Source organism: Pseudomonas peradeniyensis (assembly GCF_014268935.2).
GTDB classification, from domain to species: Bacteria; Pseudomonadota; Gammaproteobacteria; order Pseudomonadales; family Pseudomonadaceae; genus Aquipseudomonas; species Aquipseudomonas peradeniyensis.
This window is the reverse complement of sequence record NZ_JABWRJ020000001.1, coordinates 674,045-697,555: the sequence shown is the minus strand read 5'-3', so window position 1 is coordinate 697,555 and position 23,511 is coordinate 674,045. Positions and strand designations below refer to the sequence as shown.

Below are 23,511 nucleotides of genomic sequence, written 5' to 3'. Positions count from 1 at the left end.
TCATGAGTGAGCACCGAATTTTCGCGGCGCAGTGGCTTCTGGCAATAGCAGCGGATGAGCTGTTTCAGACACCTCGCACGGACGAAGGAAATCTGGTCAGCATCATCCGGCGGCTCTTGCCGGACACCGCACACCTGAACACTCTGGATGCCGAAGACTACCCCGAGACATTCCAGTTTGAATTTGAAGGCCCCCTTCAGTTCGATGTCTATGTCGGTCCGATCAAGGTGTGGCTCGACATTTCAGACAACCGGCCCGGCCGTGGGGGATCAGCCGTCTACTCAGGGGTGGCAAGCTTTGCAAGAAACACTCGACGCGTCTTCATCGGTGATCCGGATGGCTTGTCGGATCTCGCACTGCGTCGACGCACGGATGCCATGCTATCATCGGCCATCAAGTACGGTACCACCGACCATCTGGCGCCCCACCAATATCAGCGCGAGGGGAACTCGACTCTGGGTGTTCCTCCGCTACCCTGGACGCACGGGCATACGCTGGACAACATCCAATCCATGATCGAAACTGGTGTCGCATCCTTAGCCTCCTGTGTTCCGGAGATATGCAATGCAATCTATGAATTCGAGTCAAAGACCTTCGTCGACGCTGAGGGCCGACCACTACTGGAAACAGTTCTGGGAGGCTGGAGTGATAAGCTTGCAAGAAGCGGAGAGGCGCGCGCTGGGCTCGCAACGCTTAAAAGAAACATACTCCTCCGATCCCTGGTATGCCAAACAGCAGAATCGGGATCCGCACTTCTGGAGCAAGCTCTACGCGAGCCGCATCAACTCCTAGAGGGTAGCGACCTGTTCGGTATCTTCTATTAGACCAAGGCTCCTGTTAAGGGGCCTTGGCATTTCAGGACACCTAAGACCCAGTCTCATAGCGGATACTGTTCACATACCAGGTCGCCTCGCCCGTGGGCGTGTGCACCAGCACTTCGTCGCCCTCCCCTTTCTTGAGCAGGGCCCGGGCCATGGGCGAGTCGATGGAGATGTAGTCGTTGCGCCCGTGGATCTCGTCATAGCCGACGATGCGAAAGCGCAGCTGCTCGCCGTCATCGTTCTCGATCTCCACCCAGGCACCGAAGAACACCTTGCCTTCCTGCTGGGGCGAGTACTCGACCACCTTGACGTCTTCCAGGCGCTTGCGCAGGTAGCGCACGCGGCGGTCGATCTCGCGCAGCAGCTTCTTGTTGTACTGGTAGTCGGCGTTCTCGCTGCGATCGCCCAGCGAGGCCGCCCAGGTGACCTTCTGGGTGATTTCCGGGCGATAGACCCGCCACAGGTGATCAAGCTCCTGCTTCAGCGCGGCATGGCCTTCTATGGTGATGATGTTGGTGCTCAACGACTGTCTCCTCAGTGCATCCACGGCGGGCGCCATGCGCCCACCGGGAGACCGAGCTTAGCGAAAAAATGCTGGACGCGACACGCCGCTCAACGGCGGGTGATCAGGCCCTGGCGGGCGATACGGGTGAGCTGGCCGATGACCTCGGCGGCCTCTTCTGCGGCGGGCGCCTGGATCACTGCCAGATCGAAGCGATCATTGCCGTACTGGTCGAGCTGTTCACAGCTTTCGGAGAACTGTATGAGGAAGGCACAGGCCTGGCCCTTGCGTCGGGAAAAGCCATCAAGATTGCGCAAAAGCGTGGGTTGATGCTGGCCGCCGAGCAGGATGCGCGGGGTACGGGAAACCTGGTTCTTGGCCAGGGGGGTCAAGCAGACACTGGTACGTGGGCAACTCATGGAGTCTCTCTCCGCCTCGCTGTTCCCGCTGGGCAGCGGTGGGAGGCGTCACCGAACCAGCGCTTTAGCGGTATTTCGGATGACCCGTCGGGGCCTCTCCTGCGCCCCGCAAGTAGCTGTTTAAATCGGCGCAATCGGTATGCTAGAGGCTGACGCAGGAAGTTACAAGCGCTTGTGCAAACGCAATCGCGGGTCCAGCCCGCTCCCACACGTTTCGTGGGAGCGGGCTGGACCCGCAATCGATGATCAGCGTGCGATCAGGCGGTCCAGCGACAGGCGGCCCGCGCCTTCGATCAGCACCGCCACGGTACCGGCCATCAGCGCCAGGGCGAACTCGTAACCGTTGTTGGACATGAACAGCCCGTTGCCGATATGCACCGAGAAGATCGCCACCACCAGGGTCACGCTCAACGCCAGCGCCGCCGGGCGAGCCAGCAGGCCGACCACCAGGGCCAGACCGCCGAAGAACTCGGCGCTGCCAGACAGCAGGGCCATCAGGTAGCCCGGGGCCAGGCCGATGCTTTCCATCCACTGGCCGGTGCCTTCCAGGCCGTAGCCACCGAACAGGCCGAACAGTTTCTGCGCGCCGTGGGCCATGAAGATGACGCCGACCAGGATACGCACGACGCTCAGGCCATAACCGGCGCGGGTGGTGAACAGGGCTTTGAGGGAGTTGTTCATGTTTGCTTCCTTGTTTGAGCAGGTGTGTGTTGGATGAGCGCCATCTTAATCAAATCATCGAATAAGAAAATCGCAATAATCGCGTAGATTCTATCGAATAATTAGATTTATCTAGCGCTTCGCCACACGTTCCAGGGAAGCCCGCTCACGGTTGAACGCGAGGAAGTACTTGTTGACGCTGTTGACGAAGTTCACCGGCCCCATGCCCACCTGCTCCATGGCGATGCGCTCGGTCTGGAAGAACCACTGGTTGCCATTGAGACCCCGTCGCCGGGCCTCGGCACGCATGGCCTGGACCCGCTCCGGGCCGAGGTTGTAGGCAGCCAGGATGAAAGCCATGCGCTCGCGCTCGTTGAGCTGGGGGCTGGCGAAGAATTTGCGGCGGATCAGCGCCAGGTAGCGGGCGCTGGCCTGGACATTGCCGTCCACCGTGGCGGTGTTGCTCACCCCCACCCGCTGGGCCGCCGACGGGGTGATCTGCATCAGCCCGTGGGCGCCACCGGTACCACGCGCCTTGGGATCGAGGGTCGACTCCTTGAACGCCAGGGCGGCCAGGTTGAGCCAGTCGAACTGTTGGTCGCCACCGTGCTTCTGCAGCACCGGGCGCACCGACTCCAGGCGCTGGCGATCCTGTCGAGCCAGCGGGTTGTGCACCCGGTACTGGCGCCGATAGATGCGCTCGAAGGCCGCGTCCTGGTTGTCCGGCGCGCGGTAGGTGGCGAGAAAGCGATCCACCGCCGCCTGCAGCATCGGCGCGTCCTGGCGCACATACCAGCGCATGGCCTGGGGCGGGGCCAGCTGCAGCTTGCTGTCCACCCGCAGGCGCGGCATCACCCGCGCCCAGCGCTGGGCGATCGGTCGCTCCACCACGGTCAGCGGGTAGATGCCGGCCTGGACCATCTCCAGCACATCCTCCACCGCCAGCGTCGGGTCGACCCATTCCACCTTGATCGGTGCCCGCTTGCGCAAGGCCAACTGCTGGTTGATCGCCTGGATCGCCGCACCCGCGGCACTGGCGGTGGTCAGCGCGACGGTGCGCCCGGACAGCTGCTCGGGGCGGTTGTAGCCGCGCTCGCCCTTGCGCCCGACCAGTTGCAGCGGCACCTGGTCGACCACCGGGGTGCTGGCGCCGACTCCGCGCACCACGCTCGGGTCGAGCAGCTCGCCGGGGGCGGCGAGATCGCCCTCGCCGCGCTGCAAGGCCGCGAGCAGCTGCTCCTTGGCGCGGGGGATGATCTTCAGGGTGATTTCCTGGCCGTCGGCGACCCGGGCATTGAGTGCGTGCTCCAGGGCGCGCAAGCGGTAGTACTCGACGCCCACCGGCTCGCCCTTGACCTCGCCGGAGCTATTGCGGCTCTGGTTGACCAGCACCCGCAGCACCTTGCTCGAGCGGATCTGCGCCAGGTCGCGCGCCTGGCTGGCCGGCACATGCTGCTGCGGCCCGGCATCAGCGGCAGGCCCGCCGGCCAGCAGCCCGGACAGCAACAGGCCAGTCAAAAAGGTTCGCAACATGGGGATAAGGGTCCGAGAGCGGTTGGCGGGCACCATGTGCTGTGATCGATCCTTGATAAATGACCGCAACAGACCACGGCAAACGTTTGAAGTTCTTGGTTTTTTCTCGATATCCCGGTTTTTGCTATGCTGGCCGCCCCGCGGCACGAGGTAGCACCATGCAACTGATCGATATCGGCGTCAACCTGACCAACAGCAGTTTCCACGACCAGCAGGCCGCCATCGTCGAGCGCGCCGTGGAAGCCGGCGTGGCGCAGATGGTCCTCACCGGCACCAGCCTGGACGTCAGCGCCGAGGCCCTGGAGCTGTGCCAGCGCCTGGACGAGCCCGGCCAGCGCCTGTTCAGCACCGCCGGCGTGCACCCCCACGACGCCAGCCACTGGAACAGCGGCAGCGAGCGCCAGCTGCGTGAACTGCTCGCCCACGGACGGGTGGTGGCCGTGGGCGAATGCGGCCTGGACTTCAATCGCGACTTTTCCCCGCGCCCGGCCCAGGAAAAGGCCCTGGAAGCGCAGCTGGCGCTGGCGGTCGAGCTGCGCCTACCGGTGTTCCTCCACGAGCGCGAGGCCAGCGAGCGCCTGCTGGCAATCCTCAAGGACTACCGCGACCAGTTGCCAGCCGCCGTGGTGCACTGCTTCACCGGCGAGCGCCAGGCGCTGTTCGCCTACCTCGACCTGGACCTGCACATCGGCATCACTGGCTGGATCTGCGACGAGCGCCGCGGTACCCACCTGCATCCCCTGGTCGGCAACATCCCCGAGGGCCGCCTGATGCTCGAAAGCGATGCGCCCTACCTGCTGCCCCGCAGCCTACGGCCCAAGCCGAAGAACGGCCGCAACGAGCCGGCCTTCCTGCCCGAGGTGCTGCGCGAAGTGGCGTTACACCGCAATGAATCCGCAGCGCACACCGCCGCCCACACCAGCGCCTGCGCCCGCGCGTTCTTTAGCCTGCCTGAGGTTTCTTGACGCATATCAACAAGGCCTCTGGCCTTGGCGGGCACAATGATGGCACCTTGCCAATAATGTTTCCGCCAACTCAGAGAAGACCTACCATGGGTGCCTGGCTTAGCAACGTTTCCCTCAAATACAAGTTCTGGGCCGTCAATGCCGTGGCCTTCGTCACCACCCTGATGCTGGTACTGTACGCGGTGTACCTGGAGCAACAGGCCCGCGCCAGCGGCGCCCAGGCACAAGCCCAGGCCCAGGCCGAACTGCTGGCGGCCTGGCCCGCCGGGCAGGCCCTGCCCGCCCAGGCCAACCTGATCACCTGGCGCAATGGCCAGACACCACAGTTCGCCGGTGAACCCCTCGAGCCCCTACGAGACGGCCAGGGCTGGGTCGAGCTGCCCGGCGCCTGGATCCTCGGCGACAACCCGCTGCGCGGCGCCCAGGTACTGCGCCGGGGCGACCAGCAGCTCGCGCTGATCGCCCAGTCGCCGAGCCTGCGCCAGGTCTATTTCGACCGCTTCAGCAACTACGCCGTGTGCGTGCTGATCCTGATGCTGGCGATGCTCTGCGCCTCGCAGCTGTTGATCCGTTTCCTGCTCAGCCAGCTCAACACCCTCAAGGACGTGATGCTGCACGTGGAGAAGACCGGCGACCTCTCCGCCCGGGTGCCACTGGCCTGCGGCGACGAAGTCGGGCAGATGGCCGGCGCGTTCAACGCCATGCAGACCACCTACCACCGCGTGGTCAGCACCGTGGCGCGCACCGCCGCGCAACTGGACTCGGGCGCGGCGCGCCTTGCCGGCAGCATGGACGAGGTGCGCCACGGCATGATCGGCCAGCAGAGCGAGACCGACCAGGCAGCCACCGCGATCAACGAGATGACCGCCACCGTCCACCATATCGCCCAGCATGCCGGCGCCACCCGCGACCTGTCGCAGACCGCCGACACCCTGGCCGGTAGCGGCCAAGCCGTGGTCAGCCGCGTGCAGGACTCGATTGCCGGGCTCTCCAGCGGCGTGCAGCAGACCGCCGAGATGATCCGCCAGCTGGCCGACGACAGCCAGAAGATCAACGGCGTGGTCGGGGTCATCCACAGCATCGCCGAACAGACCAACCTGCTCGCCCTCAACGCCGCCATCGAGGCGGCCCGCGCCGGTGACCTGGGCCGCGGCTTCGCCGTGGTCGCCGACGAGGTACGCAACCTGGCCAAGCGCGTGCAGACCTCCACCGACGAGATCACCACCATGGTCGCCGACCTGCAGGCCGGCACTCGCGATGCGGTGGATTTCATGCAGGAAAGCTCGTACAAGGCCGACGATTGCGTCAAGCAGGCCCGCGAGGCCGGCGAGGCCCTGGCCGAGATCACCAGCGCCGTGGCACAGATGCGCGAAAGCAACACCCAGATCGCCGTGGCCGCCGAGCAGCAGAGCCAGGTGGCCGAAGAAATGAACCGCGCCGTGGTCAGTATCCGCGACGTCACCGAGGAGACCGTGCAGCAGACCGTCGGCTCGGCCACCACCAGCAGCGAACTGGCGACCCTCGCCGGCGAGCTGAACAAGGCGATCGGCCAGCTCAAGCTGTGACCTTCGCCGGCTATGATCACCATAGCCAGCCTCGATTGGCCCCCGCCCGGGGGCCGCACTAAGCTTTGGACAGGCCCCAGAGGATCTGTCCATGAGCAAACGACTGCCCAACCTGCCCGCCTGGCAATGGCGCGGCTACCACCACAACCATCGCCACCCCGCCAACCTGGTGCTGCACCTGATCGCCGTGCCGCTGTTCATCCTCGGCGCGCTGCTGCTGCTGTCGGGGCTGTTCGCGCTGGACCTGTCGCAGATCGCCGTGGGCATCATCGCCCTGGCGGCCGGGCTGGGCCTGCAACGCCAGGGGCACCGCCTGGAAGCCGAGCAACCCGAGCCGTTCACCGACCGCAAGGACGCCGTGCAGCGCCTGCTCACCGAGCAGTTCATCACCTTCCCGCGCTTCGTGCTGAGCGGTGCCTGGTGGCGGGCCTGGCGCGAGCGCCACAAGCACCGCCACTGACTGAAAACATCACCCGGCGTGGGAGCGGGCTTGCCCCGCGATTGGCTTGATGAAGATGGCTCAGGCGAACACGGTCACCGTCTGCCGGCTCAACGCCAGCAGCTCACCCTCTGCCGTCCACAACGCCGCGGCCGCATGCCCATAGCCATCACGGGCATACTCGGTCTCGACGACATAGCGGCACCAGTCGAGGGTCGACAGCTGCGGCGTGGGCTGCACGAACTCGATGGTCCAGGTCAGCGTGCTGCCCGCGGCGGGCTGCTTGAGATACGGTAGCAGGCTGGGCGGCCAGGCATCGACCAATGCCAGCAGGTGCGCCACCCCGACCGGCTCCCCGGCGACATCGCGCAGGCGTACCCAACCACCCATATGGCGGGAGTCGTTACCACTGAACGGCAGGCCGCCCACCGCCCAGCGAAACGCCACGTGCTGCATGAACTGCGGTGTAATGCCCTTGATGAAGGGCAACTCCGGCGCCGCCTCCTGCAGCGGCTTCATCGGCATCGCGGCGGGCGCATCGACCGCCACCACCGAAGGGCGGCCGGCACCGAAACTGCCCTGCACCAGGGTCACCACCTGGCCATCCTGCACGGCGCGCCCCAGCAAGGTGCTGACCGCCTTGCCCTCGCGCAGCACCTCGACCTCCAGGCTGATCGGCACATCCGGCGCCGCCGGACCGACGAAGGTAATGGCCAGCGAACGCACCGGGCGGTCGTCGCCCAGCTTCTGGCGCATCGCTTCGTGCACCATCGCTGCCATCAGGCCGCCGAATACCGCGCGCCCCTGGGCCCAGTCGGCGGGCACGCTGATGGCCTCAGGGTGCGCGCGGGCGGCTGTCAGCAATTCTGTGAAGTTCATGTGCCAGGGCTCCTGCGGGAAAAGAACCGATAGTAACCAGCGATCACGCCAGCCACAGCCCGCATATCGGTCATTTGCCGGGACTAACGGCGCGCCAGAGCCTTTTGCAGCGCTTCGAGGGTGAGGTCGGAACGCGCCTCGGCGGCATGCAGCTCATGCTCCCAGGCCACCTTGCAGCCGAGCAGGTCGCTGTGCTCGCGCACCTGCAGCAACCACTGCACGCGGTCGTGCCAGTCGCCCAGGTCGCCCTGGGCCGCCTTGAGCAGGCGCTGCAGCTTGTTGCCGGCGTGGTCAAGCTGTGGGTAGGCCTGGTCGCCATAGCGCACCCGCTTGATCAGCAGGCGCAGGCGGTGGCGGTCGTGGGCAGGGTCCGCCAGGGCCGCCTGCAGCCCGCGCCATTGCTTGTGCAGGCGCTTGTCGATGCGCTGCCCCAGCTTCGCCGCCAACCCTTCACGGCCGGCGGCACGCAGGAACATCGGGAACGCATCGAGAATCGCCAGCACGCGATTGATCTGGGCACTGGCCGCGACACCGGCATAGGTGCGCGCCCTGCCCTCCTGGCGACGCTCGCCTGCCTGCACGTGCCCACGGCCGATCAGTTGCGCTGCCAGCACCTCGCGGTCACGCAACGGCGTGGTCAGCGTGCCCAGCGCCCCGGCCGCCTGCTCGAGCTGTTCGACGCCCGGCAGGCCACGCAACGGCCGCAGCAGGCTGCGCAGACGCCGCAAGGTGATGCGCAGGTCGTGCAACGCCTCGCGGTCGGTGTCGGCGGCCAGGCGTTCGCGGCATGCCAGCAGACGCACCTGCAGCGCCAGGATCTGGCCGACCACATGATCGAGCATCGCGGACATGGGCAGCTCCTCGGTCAACGCCCGGCGCGGGATTCACGAATGTAGAAACGGGCCTTCTCGGCCTTGCGGGTACAACCCTCGAAGCCCTCGAACTGCTGCTGGGTCTTGGCGCCGGTCAACAGCGACAGCGCCTTGGAGTAACTCACGGTGCCGGCAAAGCCTTCGGCCTTGGCCAGGTCCAGTTCCTTCCAGGCGGCATCGAGCTGGGTCGCGCAACTGTCGCGATAGGCCGTCTTGCCCGCGCAGCCGGCCAGGGCCAGGGCAATCAGAGGAAGGGTGATCCAGGCTTTCATCGGTAATACCTCGAGGGTGAAAAACTAAGGTGGCCGTTCGACGGCAAAGCAAACGAAAAGTGCCCTGCTCAGCGTAGTCCAGCGCGGACTACATTGAAGCACAGGTGGTAATGGGTGCATTGTTGGACCATGGTGGCACAGCGGTGGGGGAAAGGTCATGGGCAAACGCGTGGCATTGGTGCTGGGCTCCGGTGGTGCCCGGGGGTACGCGCACATCGGCGTGATCGAGGAAATCGAACGGCGCGGCTATGAGATCGGCTGCATCGCCGGCTGCTCGATGGGCGCGGTGATCGGCGGCATCTACGCCGCCGGCAAACTCGACGAATACCGCAGCTGGATCGAGAGCCTGGACTACCTCGACGTGCTGCGCCTGGTGGACGTCAGCTTCCGCCTTGGGGCGATCCGTGGCGACAAGGTGTTCGGGCAGATCCGCAAGATCGTTGGCGAGATCAACATCGAGCAGTTGCGCATCCCCTACACGGCGGTCGCCACCGACCTCACCAACCAGCAGGAGATCTGGTTCCAGGAGGGCTGCCTGCACCAGGCCATGCGCGCCTCGGCAGCCATTCCCAGCCTGTTCACCCCGGTGGTGCAAGGCAACCGCACATTGGTCGATGGCGGCATCCTCAACCCGCTGCCGATCGTGCCGGTGGTGTCCAGCCATTGCGACCTGATCATCGCCGTCAACCTCAACGCCACCAACCAGAAGCAGTACCAACTGCCGGTGATCGAGCGCCCGGCGGCGTTCAAGATGCGCTTCGATGCCTTGATCAATTCGCTCGGCTCGCGCCTGCCGTTTCGCCGCAAGCCGGCCGAGCAATTGATCCGCCTGGAGCAGGAAATCACTGCCGAGGGGCTGGCCAGCCCCAATCCGTGGCTCGCTGAAAGCGCCGCCCCCGAAGGCCAGCAGCCGGCGGCCGCGCCGCAGAGCGAGGGGGCGCCGAAATCGGCTACCGGATCGTTCATCGTCGACAACGTCGGCCCCGCCTCCCTGCTCGACCTGATCAACCAGAGCTTCGAGGTGATGCAGACGTCACTGGCGCAGTACAAGATCGCCGGCTACCCGCCGGACGTACTGATCAACGTGCCCAAGCGCGTGTGCCGGTTCTTCGAGTTCTACAAGGCGCCGGAGCTGATCGCCCTGGGACGGGAGGTTGCGCGGGATACGCTGGACAATCATGAAGGGGTTCGGCGGTAGGTGCCTCTTCAGGCCGCGTGCAATCCCTGTGGGAGCGGCCTTGTGTCGCGAAAGGGCTGCGCAGCAGCCCCCAGCAATTTCGATGGCGGCTCGGAATCTGGGGCCGCTACGCGCCCCTTTCGCGACACAAGGCCGCTCCCACAGGGGACAGTTCCCCGCTCGGCAGCGCAGCCCAAAGGGCTAGACGATCTCCTACAGAGAAACGTGCGTGAGTTCCGATCATCGGAAACGAAACAGGCCGCATATGCGGCCTGTTTCGTGATCAGCGCGCCACTCAGTAGCGCGTGATGTCGGCACTGCCTTCAAGCAGCTTGCGATAGGCCGCGAAGTCCTGCGAACCGGCACGCGAAGCGAGGTAGCGACGGATCTGCGCCTTCTCTTCGTCGGTGGCGGCGGCGCCTTCGTTGACGCCCTTGAGCTGCAGGACCACCAGGCTGCCGTCGCCCAGGACCACGCTGCCGTAGACCGGCTTGTCCTTGGCCGCAGGCTTGCCGAGGCGGAACACCGCCTGCAGCTCGGCCGGGTCGATACCGTCCTGGCCGCGGGTGACCGCTTCGTGGACCTTCCAGCCCTGACCCTGGGCCTTGGCCGAACCCTCGCGCAGGCCGGCGATCAGCTTGTCAGCCTTGGCCTTGAGTTCGGCAATCGCCTTCTCCTTGGCCAGGTGCTCGCTGATGTTCTTGGCCACGGCCTCCAGCGGCAGTTGCTCAGGCTTGCGGTGCTCCTTGACGCGCAGCACCACAACGGTCTCCGGATCCAGCTCGATGGCGTTGCTGTTGGCGCCCTCTTCCAGCACCTGCTCGCCGAACGCGGCCTGGATCACCGCACGGTTGGCGGTGATGCCTTCGCCACCTTCACGACCGAAGGCCGCCGAGGTGTGCACCTTCAGCCCCAGGTCCTGGGCCGGCTGGGCCAGGTCGGAGGCTTCGAAGGCGGTGTCCTCGAGCTGCTTGGTGGCCTCGACGAAGCGCTGCTCCACCTGCTGGGTCTTCAGCTCGTGGGTCAGCTTGTCCTTCAGGCTGGCGAAGCTCGGCACGTCCGGCGCCTGCACGCCCAGCAGCTTGATCAAGTGGTAGCCGAACTCGGTGCGCACCGGTGCGGACACCTGGTCCTTGTTCAGTTTGTACAGCGCGTCCTCGAAGGCCGGGTCATACACGCCAGGGCCGGCGAAGCCGAGGTCGCCGCCAGTATTGGCCGAACCCGGGTCCTGGGAGAATTCCTTGGCCAGCTTGGCGAAGTCCTCCCCCTTGTCCAGACGCTGCTGGATCTCTTCGATACGGGCCTTGGCCTTGGCATCGTCGGTCTTGTCGTTGACCTCGATCAGGATGTGCGCGGCATGGCGCTGCTCGCCCAGGTTGGCGATCTCCTTCTCGTACAGGGCCTTGAGCTCGTCGTCGTCGACCTTGACCTGGTCGAAGAAGGCCGACTTCTTCAGCTCGAGGTAATCGATGACCACCTGGTCCGGAGTCATGAATTCCTTGGCGTGCTGGTCGTAGTGCGCCTTGACCTCGTCATCGCTCACCTTGACCGCGGCCGGGTCGGCCTTGAAGGTCTGCGAAGCGAAATCACGGGTCTGCTTCTCGAGGCGGGCGAAGGCCTCGACCTGCTTGTCGGTGACGAAGCTGCTGCCGGCAAGGCCGGTGCGCAGCTGGCCGATCAGCATTTCCTGGGCGAGCATCTCGCGGAACTGCATGCGGCCGTAGCCCATCTGGCGGATGACCGAGTCGAAGCGCTCGGCGCTGAACTTGCCATCGACCTGGAATTCAGGCGTCTGCAGGATCAGCTGATCCAGCGCGGCCTCGGAAAAAGCGAACTTGGCGTCTTCGGCACCCTGCAACAGCAGCTTGCGATCGATCAGCCCCTTGAGCGCGGCTTCGCGCAGCATCTTCTCGTCCAGCAGCGCAGGGTCGAAATCCTTGCCCAGCTGTTGCATCAGCTGGCGGCGCTGCATGTCCACGGCCTGGCTCAGCTCGTTCTGGCTGATGGTCTGGCCGTTCACCTTGGCGGCGTCCTGGCTATGGCTGGCGGCCTGGAAAATGGCCTCGAAACCGGTCAACGCCATCAACACGACGATAAGGCCGATGATGGTCTTGGCAATCCAACCTTGTGAATTGTCCCTGATATTCTGCAGCATGCGTCCCCCAGAAACGGCTGTACCACTGCGTCGACAACCGCGGAGCGTGGGTAGAATCCTGATAGAAGAAAGGCGCATCCAGTGGATGCGCCTTTTCGAAGCGAGCGTGCCAGCGGGAACGTTTGCGACCCGCCGTCACGCGATCGGCCCTGACGATGCCTGGGCCGGCTGAAAGACGACTTAGTTGACGGCGTCTTTCAGGCCCTTGCCAGCCTTGAAACCTGGAACCTTGGCGGCAGCGATCTTGATCGCCTTGCCGGTTTGCGGGTTGCGGCCGGTGCGCTCGGCGCGCTCCTTGACCGAGAAGGTACCGAAACCAACCAGTACCACATCGTCACCTTGCTTCAGGGCGCCGGTGACGGATTCGATGACTGCGTCCAGCGCACGGCCGGCTACAGCTTTCGGGATGTCAGCAGATGCGGCGATAGCGTCAATCAGTTCCGACTTGTTCACTCTAAGTCCCCTTATTTCTCTATTGAGTTTGTTTCTAAGTATGTAATGAAAAGCTTAATGAAACGAGCGCTGGGTGGCCTGTTGACACTGGCGTGCCGTTTTATAGCAAGGGGCCGAAAATGCTGTCAACCAAAGCCCCCCAGCGAAATACGTACTAGTGCGTGCTGATTCTTTCCTTAGCATCGCCGTCGCGCTTCTCATCTTTCGCGACAATCTCCGGAGCCACATCTGGCAAGGGCTCCGGGGCGTATTGCAGCGCAATTTGGAGGACTTCGTCAATCCATTTGACCGGTTTGATCTGAAGATCCTGTTTGATATTTTCCGGAATCTCCTTCAGGTCGCGAACATTCTCCTCGGGAATGATCACCGTCTTGATCCCGCCCCGGTGTGCCGCCAGCAGTTTTTCCTTGAGGCCACCGATGGCCAGGACCTGGCCGCGCAGGGTGATTTCACCGGTCATCGCCACGTCGGCGCGTACCGGGATCTGGGTCAGGGCCGACACCAGCGCGGTGCACATGCCGATACCGGCGCTCGGGCCGTCCTTGGGCGTGGCGCCTTCAGGCATATGGATGTGAACGTCGCGCTTTTCATGGAAGTCTGCGGCGATCCCCAGGCTCTGGGCACGGCTGCGCACCACTGTCTGCGCGGCGGTGATCGACTCGACCATGACGTCGCCGAGCGAGCCGGTCTTGATCAGCTGGCCCTTGCCCGGGATGACCACGGCCTCGATGGTCAGCAGTTCGCCGCCCACCTGGGTCCAAGCGAGGCCCGTGACCTGGCCGATCTGGTCCTGCTGCTCGGCCAGGCCGTAGCGGAACTTGCGCACGCCCAGCAGCTGCTCGAGCTGCTCGCCGCTGACCTTGACCTTCACCTGCTTGGCCCCGGTGTGCTCCTTGACCACCTTGCGGCAGACCTTGGCGATCTGGCGCTCCAGGCCACGCACGCCGGCTTCGCGGGTGTAGTAGCGGATGATGTCGCGGATGGCCGACACCTCGACCTCCAGCTCGTCTTTCTTCAGGCCGTTGGCCTTGACCTGCTTGGGCACCAGGTACTTGACCGCGATGTTGATCTTCTCGTCCTCGGTGTAACCCGGCAGGCGGATGACTTCCATGCGGTCGAGCAGCGCCGGCGGAATGTTCATCGAGTTCGAGGTGCACAGGAACATCACGTCCGAGAGGTCGTAGTCGACTTCCAGGTAGTGGTCGTTGAAGTTGTGGTTCTGCTCGGGGTCGAGCACCTCCAGCAACGCCGAGGCCGGATCGCCGCGCATGTCGCTGCCCATCTTGTCGATCTCGTCGAGCAGGAACAGCGGATTGCGTACACCGACCTTGGTCATTTTCTGAATCAGACGACCGGGCATCGAACCGATGTAGGTACGGCGGTGGCCACGGATCTCGGCCTCGTCACGCACGCCACCCAGGGCCATGCGCACGAACTTGCGGTTGGTGGCGGCGGCGATCGACTCGGCCAGCGAGGTCTTGCCCACGCCGGGCGGACCGACCAGGCACAACACCGGGCCACGGATCTTCTTCACGCGCTTCTGTACGGCGAGGTACTCGAGGATACGTTCCTTGACCTCTTCCAGGCCGTAGTGGTCGGCATCGAGGATTTCCTCGGCCTTGGCCAGGTCCAGGCGCACCTTGCTCTGGGCCTTCCACGGCACCTGCACCAGCCAGTCGAGGTACGAGCGCACCACGGTGGCCTCGGCCGACATCGGCGACATCTGCTTGAGCTTGTTCAGCTCGGCCTGGGCCTTGGCCAGGGCGTCTTTCGGCAGGCCGGCGGCATCGATGCGCTTTTTCAGCTCCTCGACTTCGTTGTGGCCTTCGTCGCCATCGCCGAGCTCCTTCTGAATGGCCTTCATCTGCTCATTCAGGTAGTACTCGCGCTGGCTGCGCTCCATCTGCTTCTTGACCCGGCCACGGATGCGTTTCTCGACCTGCAGCAGGTCGATCTCGGCGTCCAGCAGCGCCAGCACGTGCTCGACGCGGGCCTGCAGGTCGACGATCTCGAGGATCTCCTGCTTCTGCTCGATCTTCAGCGCCATGTGCGCGGCCATGGTGTCGACCAGGCGGCCCGGTTCCTCGATGCTGTTGAGCGAGGACAGCACTTCGGCCGGGACCTTCTTGCCCAGCTGCACGTACTGCTCGAACTGCGACAGCAAGGTCCGCACGAACACTTCGGACTCGCGCTCGGCGGTCTCGGCTTCGTCGATCAGGCTGACTTCGGCGCGGATATGGCCGTCGACTTCATTGAAACGCTCCACGGCGCCGCGCTGCTCACCCTCGACCAGCACCTTGACGGTGCCATCGGGCAGCTTGAGCAGTTGCAGCACGGTGGCGACGGTACCGACGCGATACAGGGCGTCTTCGCCCGGATCATCGTCGGCCGGATTCTTCTGGGCCAGCAGGAGGATCTGCTTCTCGCCCGTCATCGCCGCCTCGAGGGCTTCGATGGACTTCTCACGCCCCACGAACAGTGGGATGACCATGTGCGGATAGACGACGACGTCGCGCAATGGCAAAAGAGGCAAGTCGAGGGTGGTCTTCATGATTTCGCCTCTACAGCGGCCGTGGTGGCCGGAAACCGTTGGAAATGGTGCTTGGGGCTAATGTGGGGGCAGGCCTGGCAAATTACAAGCGCCCAGGCCATGAAATGCAAAAAGGGGCCAAAAAGGCCCCTTCGTGCGTGCTGCCCCTTGCCCGATCAGGCGTCGGGGGCGGCCTTGGCTTGCGGCTCGCTGTTCTCGTAGATGAGCAGCGGCTGCGACGAGCCTTCGATGACGCTTTCGTCGATCACCACCTTGCTGACATCCTTCTGCGAAGGAATCTCGTACATGGTGTCGAGCAGCACGCCCTCGAGGATCGAACGCAGACCACGGGCACCGGTCTTGCGCTCCAGGGCCTTGCGTGCCACGGCCTTGAGCGCATCGCTGCGGAACTCGAGGTCGACGTCTTCCATCTCGAACAACCTGGCGTACTGCTTGGTCAGCGCGTTCTTCGGCTCGGTGAGGATCTGCATCAGCGCAGCCTCGTCCAGCTCGTCCAGGGTCGCCAGCACCGGCAAGCGGCCGACGAACTCTGGGATCAGGCCGAACTTGACCAGATCGTCCGGCTCGACCTCACGCAGCGACTCGCCGACCTTCTTGCCCTCTTCCTTGCTGCGCACTTCGGCACTGAAGCCGATGCCGCCTTTGGTCGAGCGGTTCTGGATGACCTTTTCCAGGCCCGAGAAGGCGCCACCGCAGATGAACAGGATATTGCGGGTGTCGACCTGCAGGAACTCCTGTTGCGGGTGCTTGCGCCCCCCTTGCGGTGGCACGGAGGCCACGGTGCCTTCGATCAGTTTCAGCAGCGCCTGCTGCACGCCCTCGCCCGAGACGTCACGGGTGATGGACGGGTTGTCCGACTTGCGCGAGATCTTGTCGATCTCGTCGATGTAGACAATGCCCATCTGGGCCTTTTCCACGTCGTAGTCGCACTTCTGCAGCAGCTTCTGAATGATGTTCTCGACGTCCTCACCGACATAACCGGCTTCGGTCAGGGTGGTGGCGTCGGCAATGGTGAACGGTACGTTCAACAGGCGCGCGAGCGTCTCGGCGAGCAGCGTCTTGCCCGAGCCGGTCGGCCCGATCAGCAGGATGTTGCTCTTGCCCAGTTCGACTTCGTCGCCCTTCTTGTCACGCTGGTTCAGGCGCTTGTAGTGGTTGTACACCGCTACTGCCAGGACCTTTTTCGCGCGCTCCTGACCAATGACGTACTGGTCCAGGATGCCGCTGATTTCTTTCGGCGAGGGTAACTTGTGCGCGTTGCTCTCGGCCTGGGCTTCCTGCACCTCCTCACGGATGATGTCATTGCACAGGTCGACGCACTCGTCGCAGATAAATACCGAGGGGCCGGCAATCAATTTACGCACTTCATGCTGGCTTTTGCCGCAGAAAGAGCAGTAGAGCAATTTGCCGTTGTCCTCGCCGTTACGGGTGTCAGTCATTCGATCGATCCAATCCGGTAGGCTTGAAACACAAGATGAAGGCAATCGCTGGCTTTTTCAAGTCCGCGCACGGGCGCAATCCGCGCCCGCGCGCTCTGGCGCATTGCTTCAGGATGCCAGTTGCCGCTTGTCGTAGACCGAGTCGATCAGGCCGTACTCGGCCGCGCGCGCGGCGCTCATGAAGTTGTCGCGCTCGGTGTCGCGCTTGATGGTCTCGAGGTCCTGGCCGGTGTGATGGGCCAGCAGCTCGTTCAGGCGCGCCTTGATGTTGAGGATTTCCTGGGCGTGGATCTCGATGTCGGTCGCCTGGCCCTGGAAGCCACCCAGCGGCTGGTGAATCATCACCCGCGAGTTGGGCAGGCAGTGGCGCTTGCCGGCGGCACCGGCCGCGAGCAGGAAGGCGCCCATGCTGCAGGCCTGGCCGATGCAGATGGTCGAGACGTCCGGCTTGATGAACTGCATGGTGTCGTAGATCGACATGCCGGCAGTTACCGAGCCGCCCGGGGAGTTGATATAAAGATGGATATCCTTGTCCGGGTTTTCCGCCTCAAGGAACAGCAGCTGCGCCACCACCAGGTTGGCCATGTAGTCTTCTACGGGGCCGACCAGGAAGATCACGCGCTCCTTGAGGAGGCGCGAGTAGATGTCGTAGGCACGTTCGCCACGGGCGGACTGCTCGATAACCATCGGGACCAGGCCGCCTGCGGCCTGGATGTCAGAGCTTTGCTGAATATAAGAATTGCGGGACATGTCCTGCACTCGCTCCCAAATAGTCATGGCTTGAATACGCACAAGCCAGCGCGAAGGCTGGCTTGTGGGGGTTTCCTACGAGAGTAGCCTGTTACTCAGCGGCGGCAGGAGCCTGTGCTGGTTTGACGGCTTCTTCGTACGAGACCGATTTGTCGGTCACAGTCGCTTTCTGCAGGACAGTATCTACAACTTGCTCTTCCAGCACAACCGAACGGACTTCGTTCAGCTGCTGGTCGTTCTTGTAGTACCAGGCGATGACCTGCTCAGGCTCCTGGTAGGCCGAGGCCATCTCTTCGATGACTTCGCGAACCTTGGCTTCGTCCGGCTTCAGGTCGAACTGCTTGACCACTTCGGCGACGATCAGGCCCAGCACGACGCGGCGCTTGGCTTGCTCTTCGAACAGCTCGGCCGGCAGTTGGTCAGGCTTGATGTTGCCACCGAACTGCTGGACGGCCTGCACGCGCAGACGGTTGACTTCGTTTTCCAGCAGGGCTTTCGGCACGTCGACCGGGTTGGCGGCCAGCAGACCGTCCATGACCTGGTTCTTGACCTTGGCCTTGATGGCCTGGCGCAGCTCACGCTCCATGTTCTTGCGAACTTCGGCGCGGAAGCCTTCCAGGGTCGATTCCTTGATGCCGAACTGGGCGAAGAAGGCTTCGTTCAGCTCTGGCAGCACAGGGGCCGATACGCTGTTGACAGTGATGGTGAACTCGGCGGCTTTGCCAGCCAGGTCGAGGTTCTGGTAGTCCTCAGGGAAGGTCACGTTGACCACGCGCTCTTCACCGGCCTTGGCGCCGATCAGGCCTTCTTCGAAGCCCGGGATCATGCGGCCGGAGCCCAGCACCAGCTGGGTACCCTTGGCCGAACCACCGGCGAAGGCTTCACCGTCGATCTTGCCGACGAAGTCGATGTTGACCTGGTCGTCATTGGCAGCAGCGCGCTCGACGGCCTCGAAACGGGTGTTCTGCTTGCGCAGGACTTCCAGCATGTTGTCCAGGTCGGCGTCGGCCACTTCGGCGCTCAGGCGCTCGACGGCGATCGACTCGAAACCGGCAACGGTGAATTCAGGGAAGACTTCGAAGATGGCGACGAACTCGAGGTCCTTGCCCTTCTCGAACGACTTCGGCTCGACGGCAGGCGCGCCAGCCGGGTTCAGCTTCTGCTCGACGATGGCTTCGTAGAAGGAAGCCTGGACCAGGTCACCGAAGGCCTCTTGGCGAGCATCGGCCTCGAAACGCTGGCGGATCACGCTCATCGGCACCTTGCCCGGACGGAAGCCGGCAACCTTGGCGCGCTTGGCAGTCTGCTGCAGACGCTTGTTGACTTCGTTCTCGACGCGCTCGGCCGGAACGGCGATGGTCATGCGGCGCTCGAGAGCGGAAGTGTTTTCAACAGAAACTTGCATGGATATTCCTCGTTGCACAGACGTTAGCCGGCGATAGCCCGACTCCAGAATCAAGGGCAAACATTCTAGTGACTCATCAAGCAGAAGTCACCCCACCCGGATTGTCGGCGGACCGCGCCGGTCGATTTCCTTGAAAGGCCCGCCCGCCTTGGCGTCGAGCCTGTTTCATTCACGGCCGCGCAGACCCTTTTGGCCCGCGCGGTTGTAAAACCTTGTCAAACAAACAACAGCCAGGACGATCGTCCGCCTTACTGCGGATCGAGGTCGTTGAACTGGCAGTATTCTTCCCAGGCCATGCCCAGCGCCTCGGCCACCTCGCGATGAGTCTCCAGGCGCATGGCCTGCAGTTGCTCCGGCGACTCGGCGACCAGCTGCAAGGCGTACTCCCAGGGCTCGACGCCCTGCTCCTGCGCCGCATCCTCGAACGCCCACTCGATCTGCTGGGCCTGCTCGCGGGCATCCAGCTCGCGGATCTCCTCGAGCAGCTGCGGATTGGCCTCGGCGAAACGTTGCAGCGCCAGGGCCTGGCGCGCTTCTTTTGCAATCATCTGCGCTATTCCTCTGCCGGCCCTCGGCCAGCCCTTCAACCGGCTGAAATCTATCAGCTTTTATCGCTCCGCCACCAGTAGCCACAAGACCCGTACGGCGAAAACGAAAAAGGCGCCCGATCATCCGATCCGGGCGCCTTCTTCAAATATGGGGTGGACGATGGGAATCGAACCCACGACAACCGGAATCACAATCCGGCGCTCTACCAACTGAGCTACGCCCACCATAATGCAGTGTTGCGGTACAGCCTTACAGAAACATGGTGCGGACGAAGAGACTCGAACTCTTACAGCTTGCGCCGCTGGAACCTAAATCCAGTGTGTCTACCAATTTCACCACGTCCGCATGAAACTCAAAAACAAAGGCGCCGGATCATTCAATCAAGGCGCCCCTGCAGAATCTGGGGTGGACGATGGGAATCGAACCCACGACAACCGGAATCACAATCCGGCGCTCTACCAACTGAGCTACGCCCACCATATTGCGGTACTGCTTACTTGCCCAGGCCTTAATGGCGCACCCGGCAGGACTCGAACCTGCGACCATCCGCTTAGAAGGCGGATGCTCTATCCAGCTGAGCTACGGGCGCTTAAGCTTACAGTCCAGCCGAACAAACGAACCGCTTATTCTGCCCGACTTTGCCAACCCGTGCCAGGCAGTGCCCGACAAGTGCGGCGAATCTTATAGGCGACCCTGCAGGTCGTCAACACCTTTCGCAAAAAAATTTAAATTATTGAAGGGGTTAGGGGATTTGCCCGACCACCCGCCTTTGCCCTTGGGCCGTGTCGTGCGAGAATGCGCGCTTCTTATATATGTTCCCTTCTCGATGGTTAATCACGCGTCTATGACTGCACACCTAATCGATGGCAAGGCGATCGCCGCCAACCTGCGCCAGCAGATCGCCCAACGTGTCGCCGAGCGCCGCCAGCAGGGCCTGCGCACGCCAGGCCTGGCGGTGATCCTGGTCGGCACCGACCCGGCCTCCCAAGTCTATGTCTCGCACAAGCGCAAGGACTGCGAAGAGGTCGGCTTCATCTCCCAGGCGTTCGACCTGCCCAGCGAGACCACGCAGCAAGCCCTGACCGACCTGATCGATCGCCTCAACGATGACCCGGCCGTCGACGGTATCCTGCTGCAGTTGCCGCTGCCCGAGCACCTGGACGCCTCCCTGCTGCTCGAGCGCATCCGCCCGGACAAGGACGTGGACGGTTTCCACCCCTACAACATCGGCCGCCTGGCCCAGCGCATCCCGCTGCTGCGCCCGTGCACGCCCAAGGGCATCATGACCCTGCTGCACAGCACCGGCCAGGACCTGTACGGCATGAACGCGGTAATCGTCGGCGCGTCCAACATCGTCGGCCGGCCGATGGCCATGGAACTGCTGCTAGCCGGCTGCACCGTCACCGTCTGCCACCGCTTCACCAAGGACCTGGCCGGCCACGTCGGCCGCGCCGACCTGGTAGTGGTTGCCGCCGGCAAGCCGGGCCTGGTCAAGGGTGAGTGGGTCAAGGAAGGCGCCATCGTCATCGACGTCGGCATCAACCGCCAGGACGACGGCAAGCTGGTCGGCGACGTGGTCTACGAGACCGCCCTGCCCCGCGCCGGCTGGATCACCCCGGTGCCGGGCGGCGTGGGCCCGATGACCCGCGCCTGCCTGCTGGAAAACACCCTGTATGCGGCTGAAGAGCTGCACAAGTAGGTTGTTCCGGCAATGACGCAACGGCGCCTTTCGAGGCGCCGTTTTCATTTGCGCACTTCATCCTCGTGGGAGCGGGCTTGCCCCGCGATGGCGATGGGGCTGCCGACGCCATCGCGGGGCAAGCCCGCTCCCACGAGGATGGCGACCTTTTCTGCGGCGTCAGCCGATTCCGCTGTCAAGCAAGCCATTTCAGCTGGACCCGCTGCCCGCCCCGCCCGCTTCAGCCGGGATCTCACCGCAAACCACCACACAATGGTCACACAGCCCACCCGTGGATGCGTGCCCAATGCAAACAACAAATACCGTCCTCATGATTCGCCCGGCGCGGTTCGCCTTCAACCCCGACACCGCCGCCAACAACCGCTTCCAGCAGGCGCCGCCGGACCCGCAGGCCGCCAGCGAAAAGGCCCTGGAAGAATTCGACGGCTACGTCGACACCCTGCGCCAGCACGGCGTCGATGTGCTGGTGGTACAGGACACCCCCGAACCCCATACCCCTGACTCGATCTTCCCCAACAACTGGTGGAGCAGCCACGCCGACGGCAGCCTGGTGCTGTACCCGATGGAGGGCGAGAACCGCCGCCTGGAACGCAACAAGGGTGTGCTGGGCGTGCTGCAGGAGCGCTTCGCCATCCAGCGCACCATCGACCTGAGCCCGCTGGAACAGCAGAATCTGTTCCTCGAAGGCACCGGCAGCATGGTCCTGGACCGCGAACACCGCATCAGCTACGCCTGCCACTCCGGGCGCACCCATGAACACGCCCTGCGCCAGTTCGCCGAGCGCCTGGACTACCGCCTGTGCCTGTTCCACGCCGTCGACCGCCGCCAGGCGCCGATCTACCACAGCAACGTGATGATGAACGTCGGCCGCCAGCTCGCCGTGGCCTGCCTCGACGCCCTGCCCCGCCACGATGAACGCCGCACCCTGGAGCATTCACTGCGCGATACCGGCAAGCAGGTGCTGGCGCTGAACTTCGACCAGCTGGAGAACTTCGCCGGCAACATGCTCGAAGTCCACGACCGCGACGGCCGCTCCCTGCTGGTCATGTCACGCAGCGCATGGAATGCACTCGACGCCGACCAGCGCCGCCAGGTCGAGCGACACAGCCACCCACTGGTGGTGAACATCGACCATATCGAACGCATCGGTGGCGGCAGCGCGCGCTGCATGCTCGCCGAAGTCCACCTGCCCTCGCGCCACTGACTCGACAAGGAGAATCATCATGACCCGCTACATCGACGTGCACGACCTCGCCCACCTGGTCAACCGCAAGGGATTGCCCACCTGCCTGACCGAAATGGCCGAGTACATCCGCCAGGACTACCTGCGCTGGCACGACTTCGAGAAATGCCCACGCCTGGCCAACCACTCGGCGGACGGGGTGATCGAACTGATGCCGGTGTCCGACGCCAACCTGTACGCCTTCAAGTACGTCAACGGCCACCCGAAGAACACCCGCAACGGGATGCTCACAGTGATGGCCTTCGGCGCCCTGGGCGATGTCGACACCGGCGCGCCGGTACTGCTCAGCGAGATGACCTTGACCACCGCCATCCGCACCGCCGCCACCTCGGCCCTGGCCGCCCGCTACCTGGCGCGCCCGGACAGCAAACGCATGGCGCTGATCGGCAACGGCTCGCAGAGCGAGTTCCAGGCCATCGCCTTCCATGCCTTGCTCGGCATCGAGGAGATTCGCCTGTTCGACATCGACCGCAAGGCCTCGGAGAAACTAGTGGCCAACCTGGCCGGTTTCCCGCAGCTTAAGCTGATGATTGCCGGCAGCGTGGCCGAGGCGGTGCGCGGCGCCGACATCGTCACCACGGTCACCGCCGACAAGGCCTACGCCACCATCCTCACCCCAGAGATGATCGAGCCGGGCATGCACCTCAACGCCGTGGGCGGCGACTGCCCAGGCAAGACCGAGCTGCACCGCGACATCGTCGAGCGGGCGCGGGTGATCGTCGAGTACGAACCGCAGAGCCGGGTCGAGGGCGAGATCCAGCAGATGCCAGCGGACTCGCCGACCACCGAGTTCTGGCAGGTGGTCGAGGGGATCGCCGCCGGGCGCGAGAGTGCCGCGCAGGTGACGCTGTTCGACTCGGTCGGTTTCGCCCTGGAAGACTACTCGGCGCTGCGCTATGTGCTGGATGTGGCCAGGGCGCTGGACATCGGCCGGGATATCGCGCTGGTGCCGCAGTTGGAGAATCCGAAGGACCTGTTTGCCCTGCTGCAGCCGAAAGCGGCGCAACGCAAGGCCAGCGCCGCCTGACAGGCCCTGCACAGCCCCCTGTAGGAGCGGCCTTGTGTCGCGAAAGGGCCGCAGAGCGGCCCCGGCAATCTGTGCATCAACTCTGAGATCCTGGGGCCGCTACGCGCCCCTTTCGCGACACAAGGCCGCTCCTACA

22 protein-coding genes and 4 tRNA genes are annotated in these 23,511 nt (G+C 64.0%); 8 read left to right on the top strand and 18 right to left on the bottom strand.

Annotated features, from left to right (window positions below):
* Positions 1–2 precede the first annotated feature (2 nt).
* Positions 3–824: a hypothetical protein gene (locus tag HU751_RS03190; protein ID WP_186734339.1), complete on the top strand. Its 822-nt coding sequence runs from the start codon at positions 3–5 to the stop codon at positions 822–824.
* A 40-nt stretch (positions 825–864) separates the two neighbouring features.
* On the opposite strand, the gene greB is transcribed toward HU751_RS03190, so the two are convergent.
* From greB to HU751_RS03170, 4 genes are all read right to left on the bottom strand, one after another.
* On the bottom strand, positions 865–1,344 hold the full coding sequence (gene greB, locus HU751_RS03185) for a transcription elongation factor GreB (RefSeq protein WP_186734340.1): 480 nt from the start codon (positions 1,342–1,344) through the stop codon (positions 865–867).
* 89 nt (positions 1,345–1,433) lie between these two features.
* Entirely contained in the window at positions 1,434–1,742 is a 309-nt protein-coding gene (locus HU751_RS03180; RefSeq protein ID WP_186734341.1) for a hypothetical protein, read from the bottom strand.
* Positions 1,743–1,988: 246 nt separating this feature from the next.
* A complete protein-coding gene (locus HU751_RS03175; RefSeq protein ID WP_028692624.1) occupies positions 1,989–2,423 on the bottom strand; it encodes a DoxX family protein in 435 nt (144 codons plus the stop codon).
* Between the two features lie 111 nt (positions 2,424–2,534).
* Positions 2,535–3,935 (bottom strand): MltF family protein, encoded by a 1,401-nt coding sequence (locus tag HU751_RS03170; RefSeq protein WP_186734342.1) that lies wholly within the window; start codon positions 3,933–3,935, stop codon positions 2,535–2,537.
* A gap of 158 nt (positions 3,936–4,093) precedes the next feature.
* On the opposite strand from HU751_RS03170, the gene HU751_RS03165 reads away from it, so the two are divergent.
* From HU751_RS03165 to HU751_RS03155, 3 genes are all read left to right on the top strand, one after another.
* On the top strand, positions 4,094–4,900 hold the full coding sequence (locus tag HU751_RS03165; protein WP_186734343.1) for a TatD family hydrolase: 807 nt from the start codon (positions 4,094–4,096) through the stop codon (positions 4,898–4,900).
* An 86-nt stretch (positions 4,901–4,986) separates the two neighbouring features.
* Complete coding sequence (locus HU751_RS03160) at positions 4,987–6,465, top strand: methyl-accepting chemotaxis protein (protein ID WP_186734344.1); 1,479 nt, start codon at positions 4,987–4,989, stop codon at positions 6,463–6,465.
* A 91-nt stretch (positions 6,466–6,556) separates the two neighbouring features.
* The gene (locus HU751_RS03155) at positions 6,557–6,925 is read left to right on the top strand and encodes an Mpo1-like protein (protein WP_186734345.1); all 369 of its coding nucleotides are present in this window, start codon (positions 6,557–6,559) and stop codon (positions 6,923–6,925) included.
* 60 nt (positions 6,926–6,985) lie between these two features.
* Here HU751_RS03155 and HU751_RS03150 read toward each other — a convergent pair whose 3' ends face one another.
* The 3 genes from HU751_RS03150 to HU751_RS03140 all read right to left on the bottom strand — a co-directional run bounded on the left by HU751_RS03150 (position 6,986) and on the right by HU751_RS03140 (position 8,927).
* Entirely contained in the window at positions 6,986–7,783 is a 798-nt protein-coding gene (locus HU751_RS03150) for an acyl-CoA thioesterase (RefSeq protein WP_186734346.1), read from the bottom strand.
* A gap of 83 nt (positions 7,784–7,866) precedes the next feature.
* Complete coding sequence (locus HU751_RS03145) at positions 7,867–8,634, bottom strand: CHAD domain-containing protein (protein WP_186734347.1); 768 nt, start codon at positions 8,632–8,634, stop codon at positions 7,867–7,869.
* Positions 8,635–8,648: 14 nt separating this feature from the next.
* The gene (locus tag HU751_RS03140; RefSeq protein WP_046854892.1) at positions 8,649–8,927 is read right to left on the bottom strand and encodes a hypothetical protein; all 279 of its coding nucleotides are present in this window, start codon (positions 8,925–8,927) and stop codon (positions 8,649–8,651) included.
* A 157-nt stretch (positions 8,928–9,084) separates the two neighbouring features.
* Here HU751_RS03140 and HU751_RS03135 point away from each other — a divergent pair, with 157 nt between their 5' ends.
* Positions 9,085–10,125 carry a patatin-like phospholipase family protein gene (locus tag HU751_RS03135; protein ID WP_186734348.1) on the top strand — a complete coding sequence of 347 codons (1,041 nt, stop codon included), beginning with the start codon at positions 9,085–9,087 and terminating at the stop codon, positions 10,123–10,125.
* A gap of 274 nt (positions 10,126–10,399) precedes the next feature.
* Here HU751_RS03135 and HU751_RS03130 read toward each other — a convergent pair whose 3' ends face one another.
* The 11 genes from HU751_RS03130 to HU751_RS03080 form a co-directional block, all read right to left on the bottom strand.
* On the bottom strand, positions 10,400–12,259 hold the full coding sequence (locus HU751_RS03130) for a SurA N-terminal domain-containing protein (RefSeq protein WP_186734349.1): 1,860 nt from the start codon (positions 12,257–12,259) through the stop codon (positions 10,400–10,402).
* Between the two features lie 180 nt (positions 12,260–12,439).
* The gene (hupB, locus tag HU751_RS03125; RefSeq protein WP_011533117.1) at positions 12,440–12,712 is read right to left on the bottom strand and encodes a nucleoid-associated protein HU-beta; all 273 of its coding nucleotides are present in this window, start codon (positions 12,710–12,712) and stop codon (positions 12,440–12,442) included.
* 154 nt (positions 12,713–12,866) lie between these two features.
* Positions 12,867–15,263, bottom strand: a complete 2,397-nt coding sequence (gene lon, locus HU751_RS03120; protein WP_050705050.1) for an endopeptidase La — start codon at positions 15,261–15,263, stop codon at positions 12,867–12,869.
* Between the two features lie 155 nt (positions 15,264–15,418).
* A complete protein-coding gene (gene clpX / locus HU751_RS03115; protein WP_050705049.1) occupies positions 15,419–16,702 on the bottom strand; it encodes an ATP-dependent Clp protease ATP-binding subunit ClpX in 1,284 nt (427 codons plus the stop codon).
* A gap of 108 nt (positions 16,703–16,810) precedes the next feature.
* Positions 16,811–17,452, bottom strand: a complete 642-nt coding sequence (gene clpP / locus HU751_RS03110) for an ATP-dependent Clp endopeptidase proteolytic subunit ClpP (protein WP_043213484.1) — start codon at positions 17,450–17,452, stop codon at positions 16,811–16,813.
* 91 nt (positions 17,453–17,543) lie between these two features.
* Positions 17,544–18,857 (bottom strand): trigger factor, encoded by a 1,314-nt coding sequence (gene tig, locus HU751_RS03105; RefSeq protein ID WP_186734350.1) that lies wholly within the window; start codon positions 18,855–18,857, stop codon positions 17,544–17,546.
* Between the two features lie 248 nt (positions 18,858–19,105).
* Positions 19,106–19,405, bottom strand: coding sequence for a DUF6388 family protein (locus HU751_RS03100; RefSeq protein ID WP_186734351.1), 300 nt, complete (start codon positions 19,403–19,405; stop codon positions 19,106–19,108).
* Between the two features lie 149 nt (positions 19,406–19,554).
* Positions 19,555–19,630 (bottom strand) — tRNA-His (locus tag HU751_RS03095).
* A 36-nt stretch (positions 19,631–19,666) separates the two neighbouring features.
* Positions 19,667–19,751, bottom strand: a tRNA-Leu gene (locus tag HU751_RS03090).
* A 56-nt stretch (positions 19,752–19,807) separates the two neighbouring features.
* A tRNA-His gene (locus tag HU751_RS03085) sits at positions 19,808–19,883 on the bottom strand.
* Positions 19,884–19,918: 35 nt separating this feature from the next.
* Positions 19,919–19,995, bottom strand: a tRNA-Arg gene (locus tag HU751_RS03080).
* Between the two features lie 255 nt (positions 19,996–20,250).
* Between HU751_RS03080 and folD the strand changes: the two genes are divergently transcribed.
* The 3 genes from folD to ocd all read left to right on the top strand — a co-directional run bounded on the left by folD (position 20,251) and on the right by ocd (position 23,375).
* Positions 20,251–21,105, top strand: coding sequence for a bifunctional methylenetetrahydrofolate dehydrogenase/methenyltetrahydrofolate cyclohydrolase FolD (folD, locus tag HU751_RS03075; RefSeq protein WP_050705047.1), 855 nt, complete (start codon positions 20,251–20,253; stop codon positions 21,103–21,105).
* 286 nt (positions 21,106–21,391) lie between these two features.
* A complete protein-coding gene (gene ctlX, locus HU751_RS03070) occupies positions 21,392–22,309 on the top strand; it encodes a citrulline utilization hydrolase CtlX (RefSeq protein WP_186733394.1) in 918 nt (305 codons plus the stop codon).
* Between the two features lie 19 nt (positions 22,310–22,328).
* The gene (gene ocd, locus HU751_RS03065; protein ID WP_186733395.1) at positions 22,329–23,375 is read left to right on the top strand and encodes an ornithine cyclodeaminase; all 1,047 of its coding nucleotides are present in this window, start codon (positions 22,329–22,331) and stop codon (positions 23,373–23,375) included.
* Positions 23,376–23,511 lie beyond the last annotated feature (136 nt).

Coding starts and splice junctions, on each gene's coding strand:
- HU751_RS03190 (WP_186734339.1), top strand. CDS start 3: ATGAGTGAGCACCGAATTTTCGCGGCGCAGTGGCTTCTGGCAATAGCA.
- HU751_RS03180 (WP_186734341.1), bottom strand. CDS start 1,742: ATGAGTTGCCCACGTACCAGTGTCTGCTTGACCCCCCTGGCCAAGAAC.
- HU751_RS03175 (WP_028692624.1), bottom strand. CDS start 2,423: ATGAACAACTCCCTCAAAGCCCTGTTCACCACCCGCGCCGGTTATGGC.
- HU751_RS03170 (WP_186734342.1), bottom strand. CDS start 3,935: ATGTTGCGAACCTTTTTGACTGGCCTGTTGCTGTCCGGGCTGCTGGCC.
- HU751_RS03165 (WP_186734343.1), top strand. CDS start 4,094: ATGCAACTGATCGATATCGGCGTCAACCTGACCAACAGCAGTTTCCAC.
- HU751_RS03160 (WP_186734344.1), top strand. CDS start 4,987: ATGGGTGCCTGGCTTAGCAACGTTTCCCTCAAATACAAGTTCTGGGCC.
- HU751_RS03155 (WP_186734345.1), top strand. CDS start 6,557: ATGAGCAAACGACTGCCCAACCTGCCCGCCTGGCAATGGCGCGGCTAC.
- HU751_RS03150 (WP_186734346.1), bottom strand. CDS start 7,783: ATGAACTTCACAGAATTGCTGACAGCCGCCCGCGCGCACCCTGAGGCC.
- HU751_RS03145 (WP_186734347.1), bottom strand. CDS start 8,634: ATGTCCGCGATGCTCGATCATGTGGTCGGCCAGATCCTGGCGCTGCAG.
- HU751_RS03140 (WP_046854892.1), bottom strand. CDS start 8,927: ATGAAAGCCTGGATCACCCTTCCTCTGATTGCCCTGGCCCTGGCCGGC.
- HU751_RS03135 (WP_186734348.1), top strand. CDS start 9,085: ATGGGCAAACGCGTGGCATTGGTGCTGGGCTCCGGTGGTGCCCGGGGG.
- HU751_RS03130 (WP_186734349.1), bottom strand. CDS start 12,259: ATGCTGCAGAATATCAGGGACAATTCACAAGGTTGGATTGCCAAGACC.
- lon (WP_050705050.1), bottom strand. CDS start 15,263: ATGAAGACCACCCTCGACTTGCCTCTTTTGCCATTGCGCGACGTCGTC.
- clpX (WP_050705049.1), bottom strand. CDS start 16,702: ATGACTGACACCCGTAACGGCGAGGACAACGGCAAATTGCTCTACTGC.
- clpP (WP_043213484.1), bottom strand. CDS start 17,452: ATGTCCCGCAATTCTTATATTCAGCAAAGCTCTGACATCCAGGCCGCA.
- tig (WP_186734350.1), bottom strand. CDS start 18,857: ATGCAAGTTTCTGTTGAAAACACTTCCGCTCTCGAGCGCCGCATGACC.
- HU751_RS03100 (WP_186734351.1), bottom strand. CDS start 19,405: ATGATTGCAAAAGAAGCGCGCCAGGCCCTGGCGCTGCAACGTTTCGCC.
- folD (WP_050705047.1), top strand. CDS start 20,251: ATGACTGCACACCTAATCGATGGCAAGGCGATCGCCGCCAACCTGCGC.
- ctlX (WP_186733394.1), top strand. CDS start 21,392: ATGCAAACAACAAATACCGTCCTCATGATTCGCCCGGCGCGGTTCGCC.
- ocd (WP_186733395.1), top strand. CDS start 22,329: ATGACCCGCTACATCGACGTGCACGACCTCGCCCACCTGGTCAACCGC.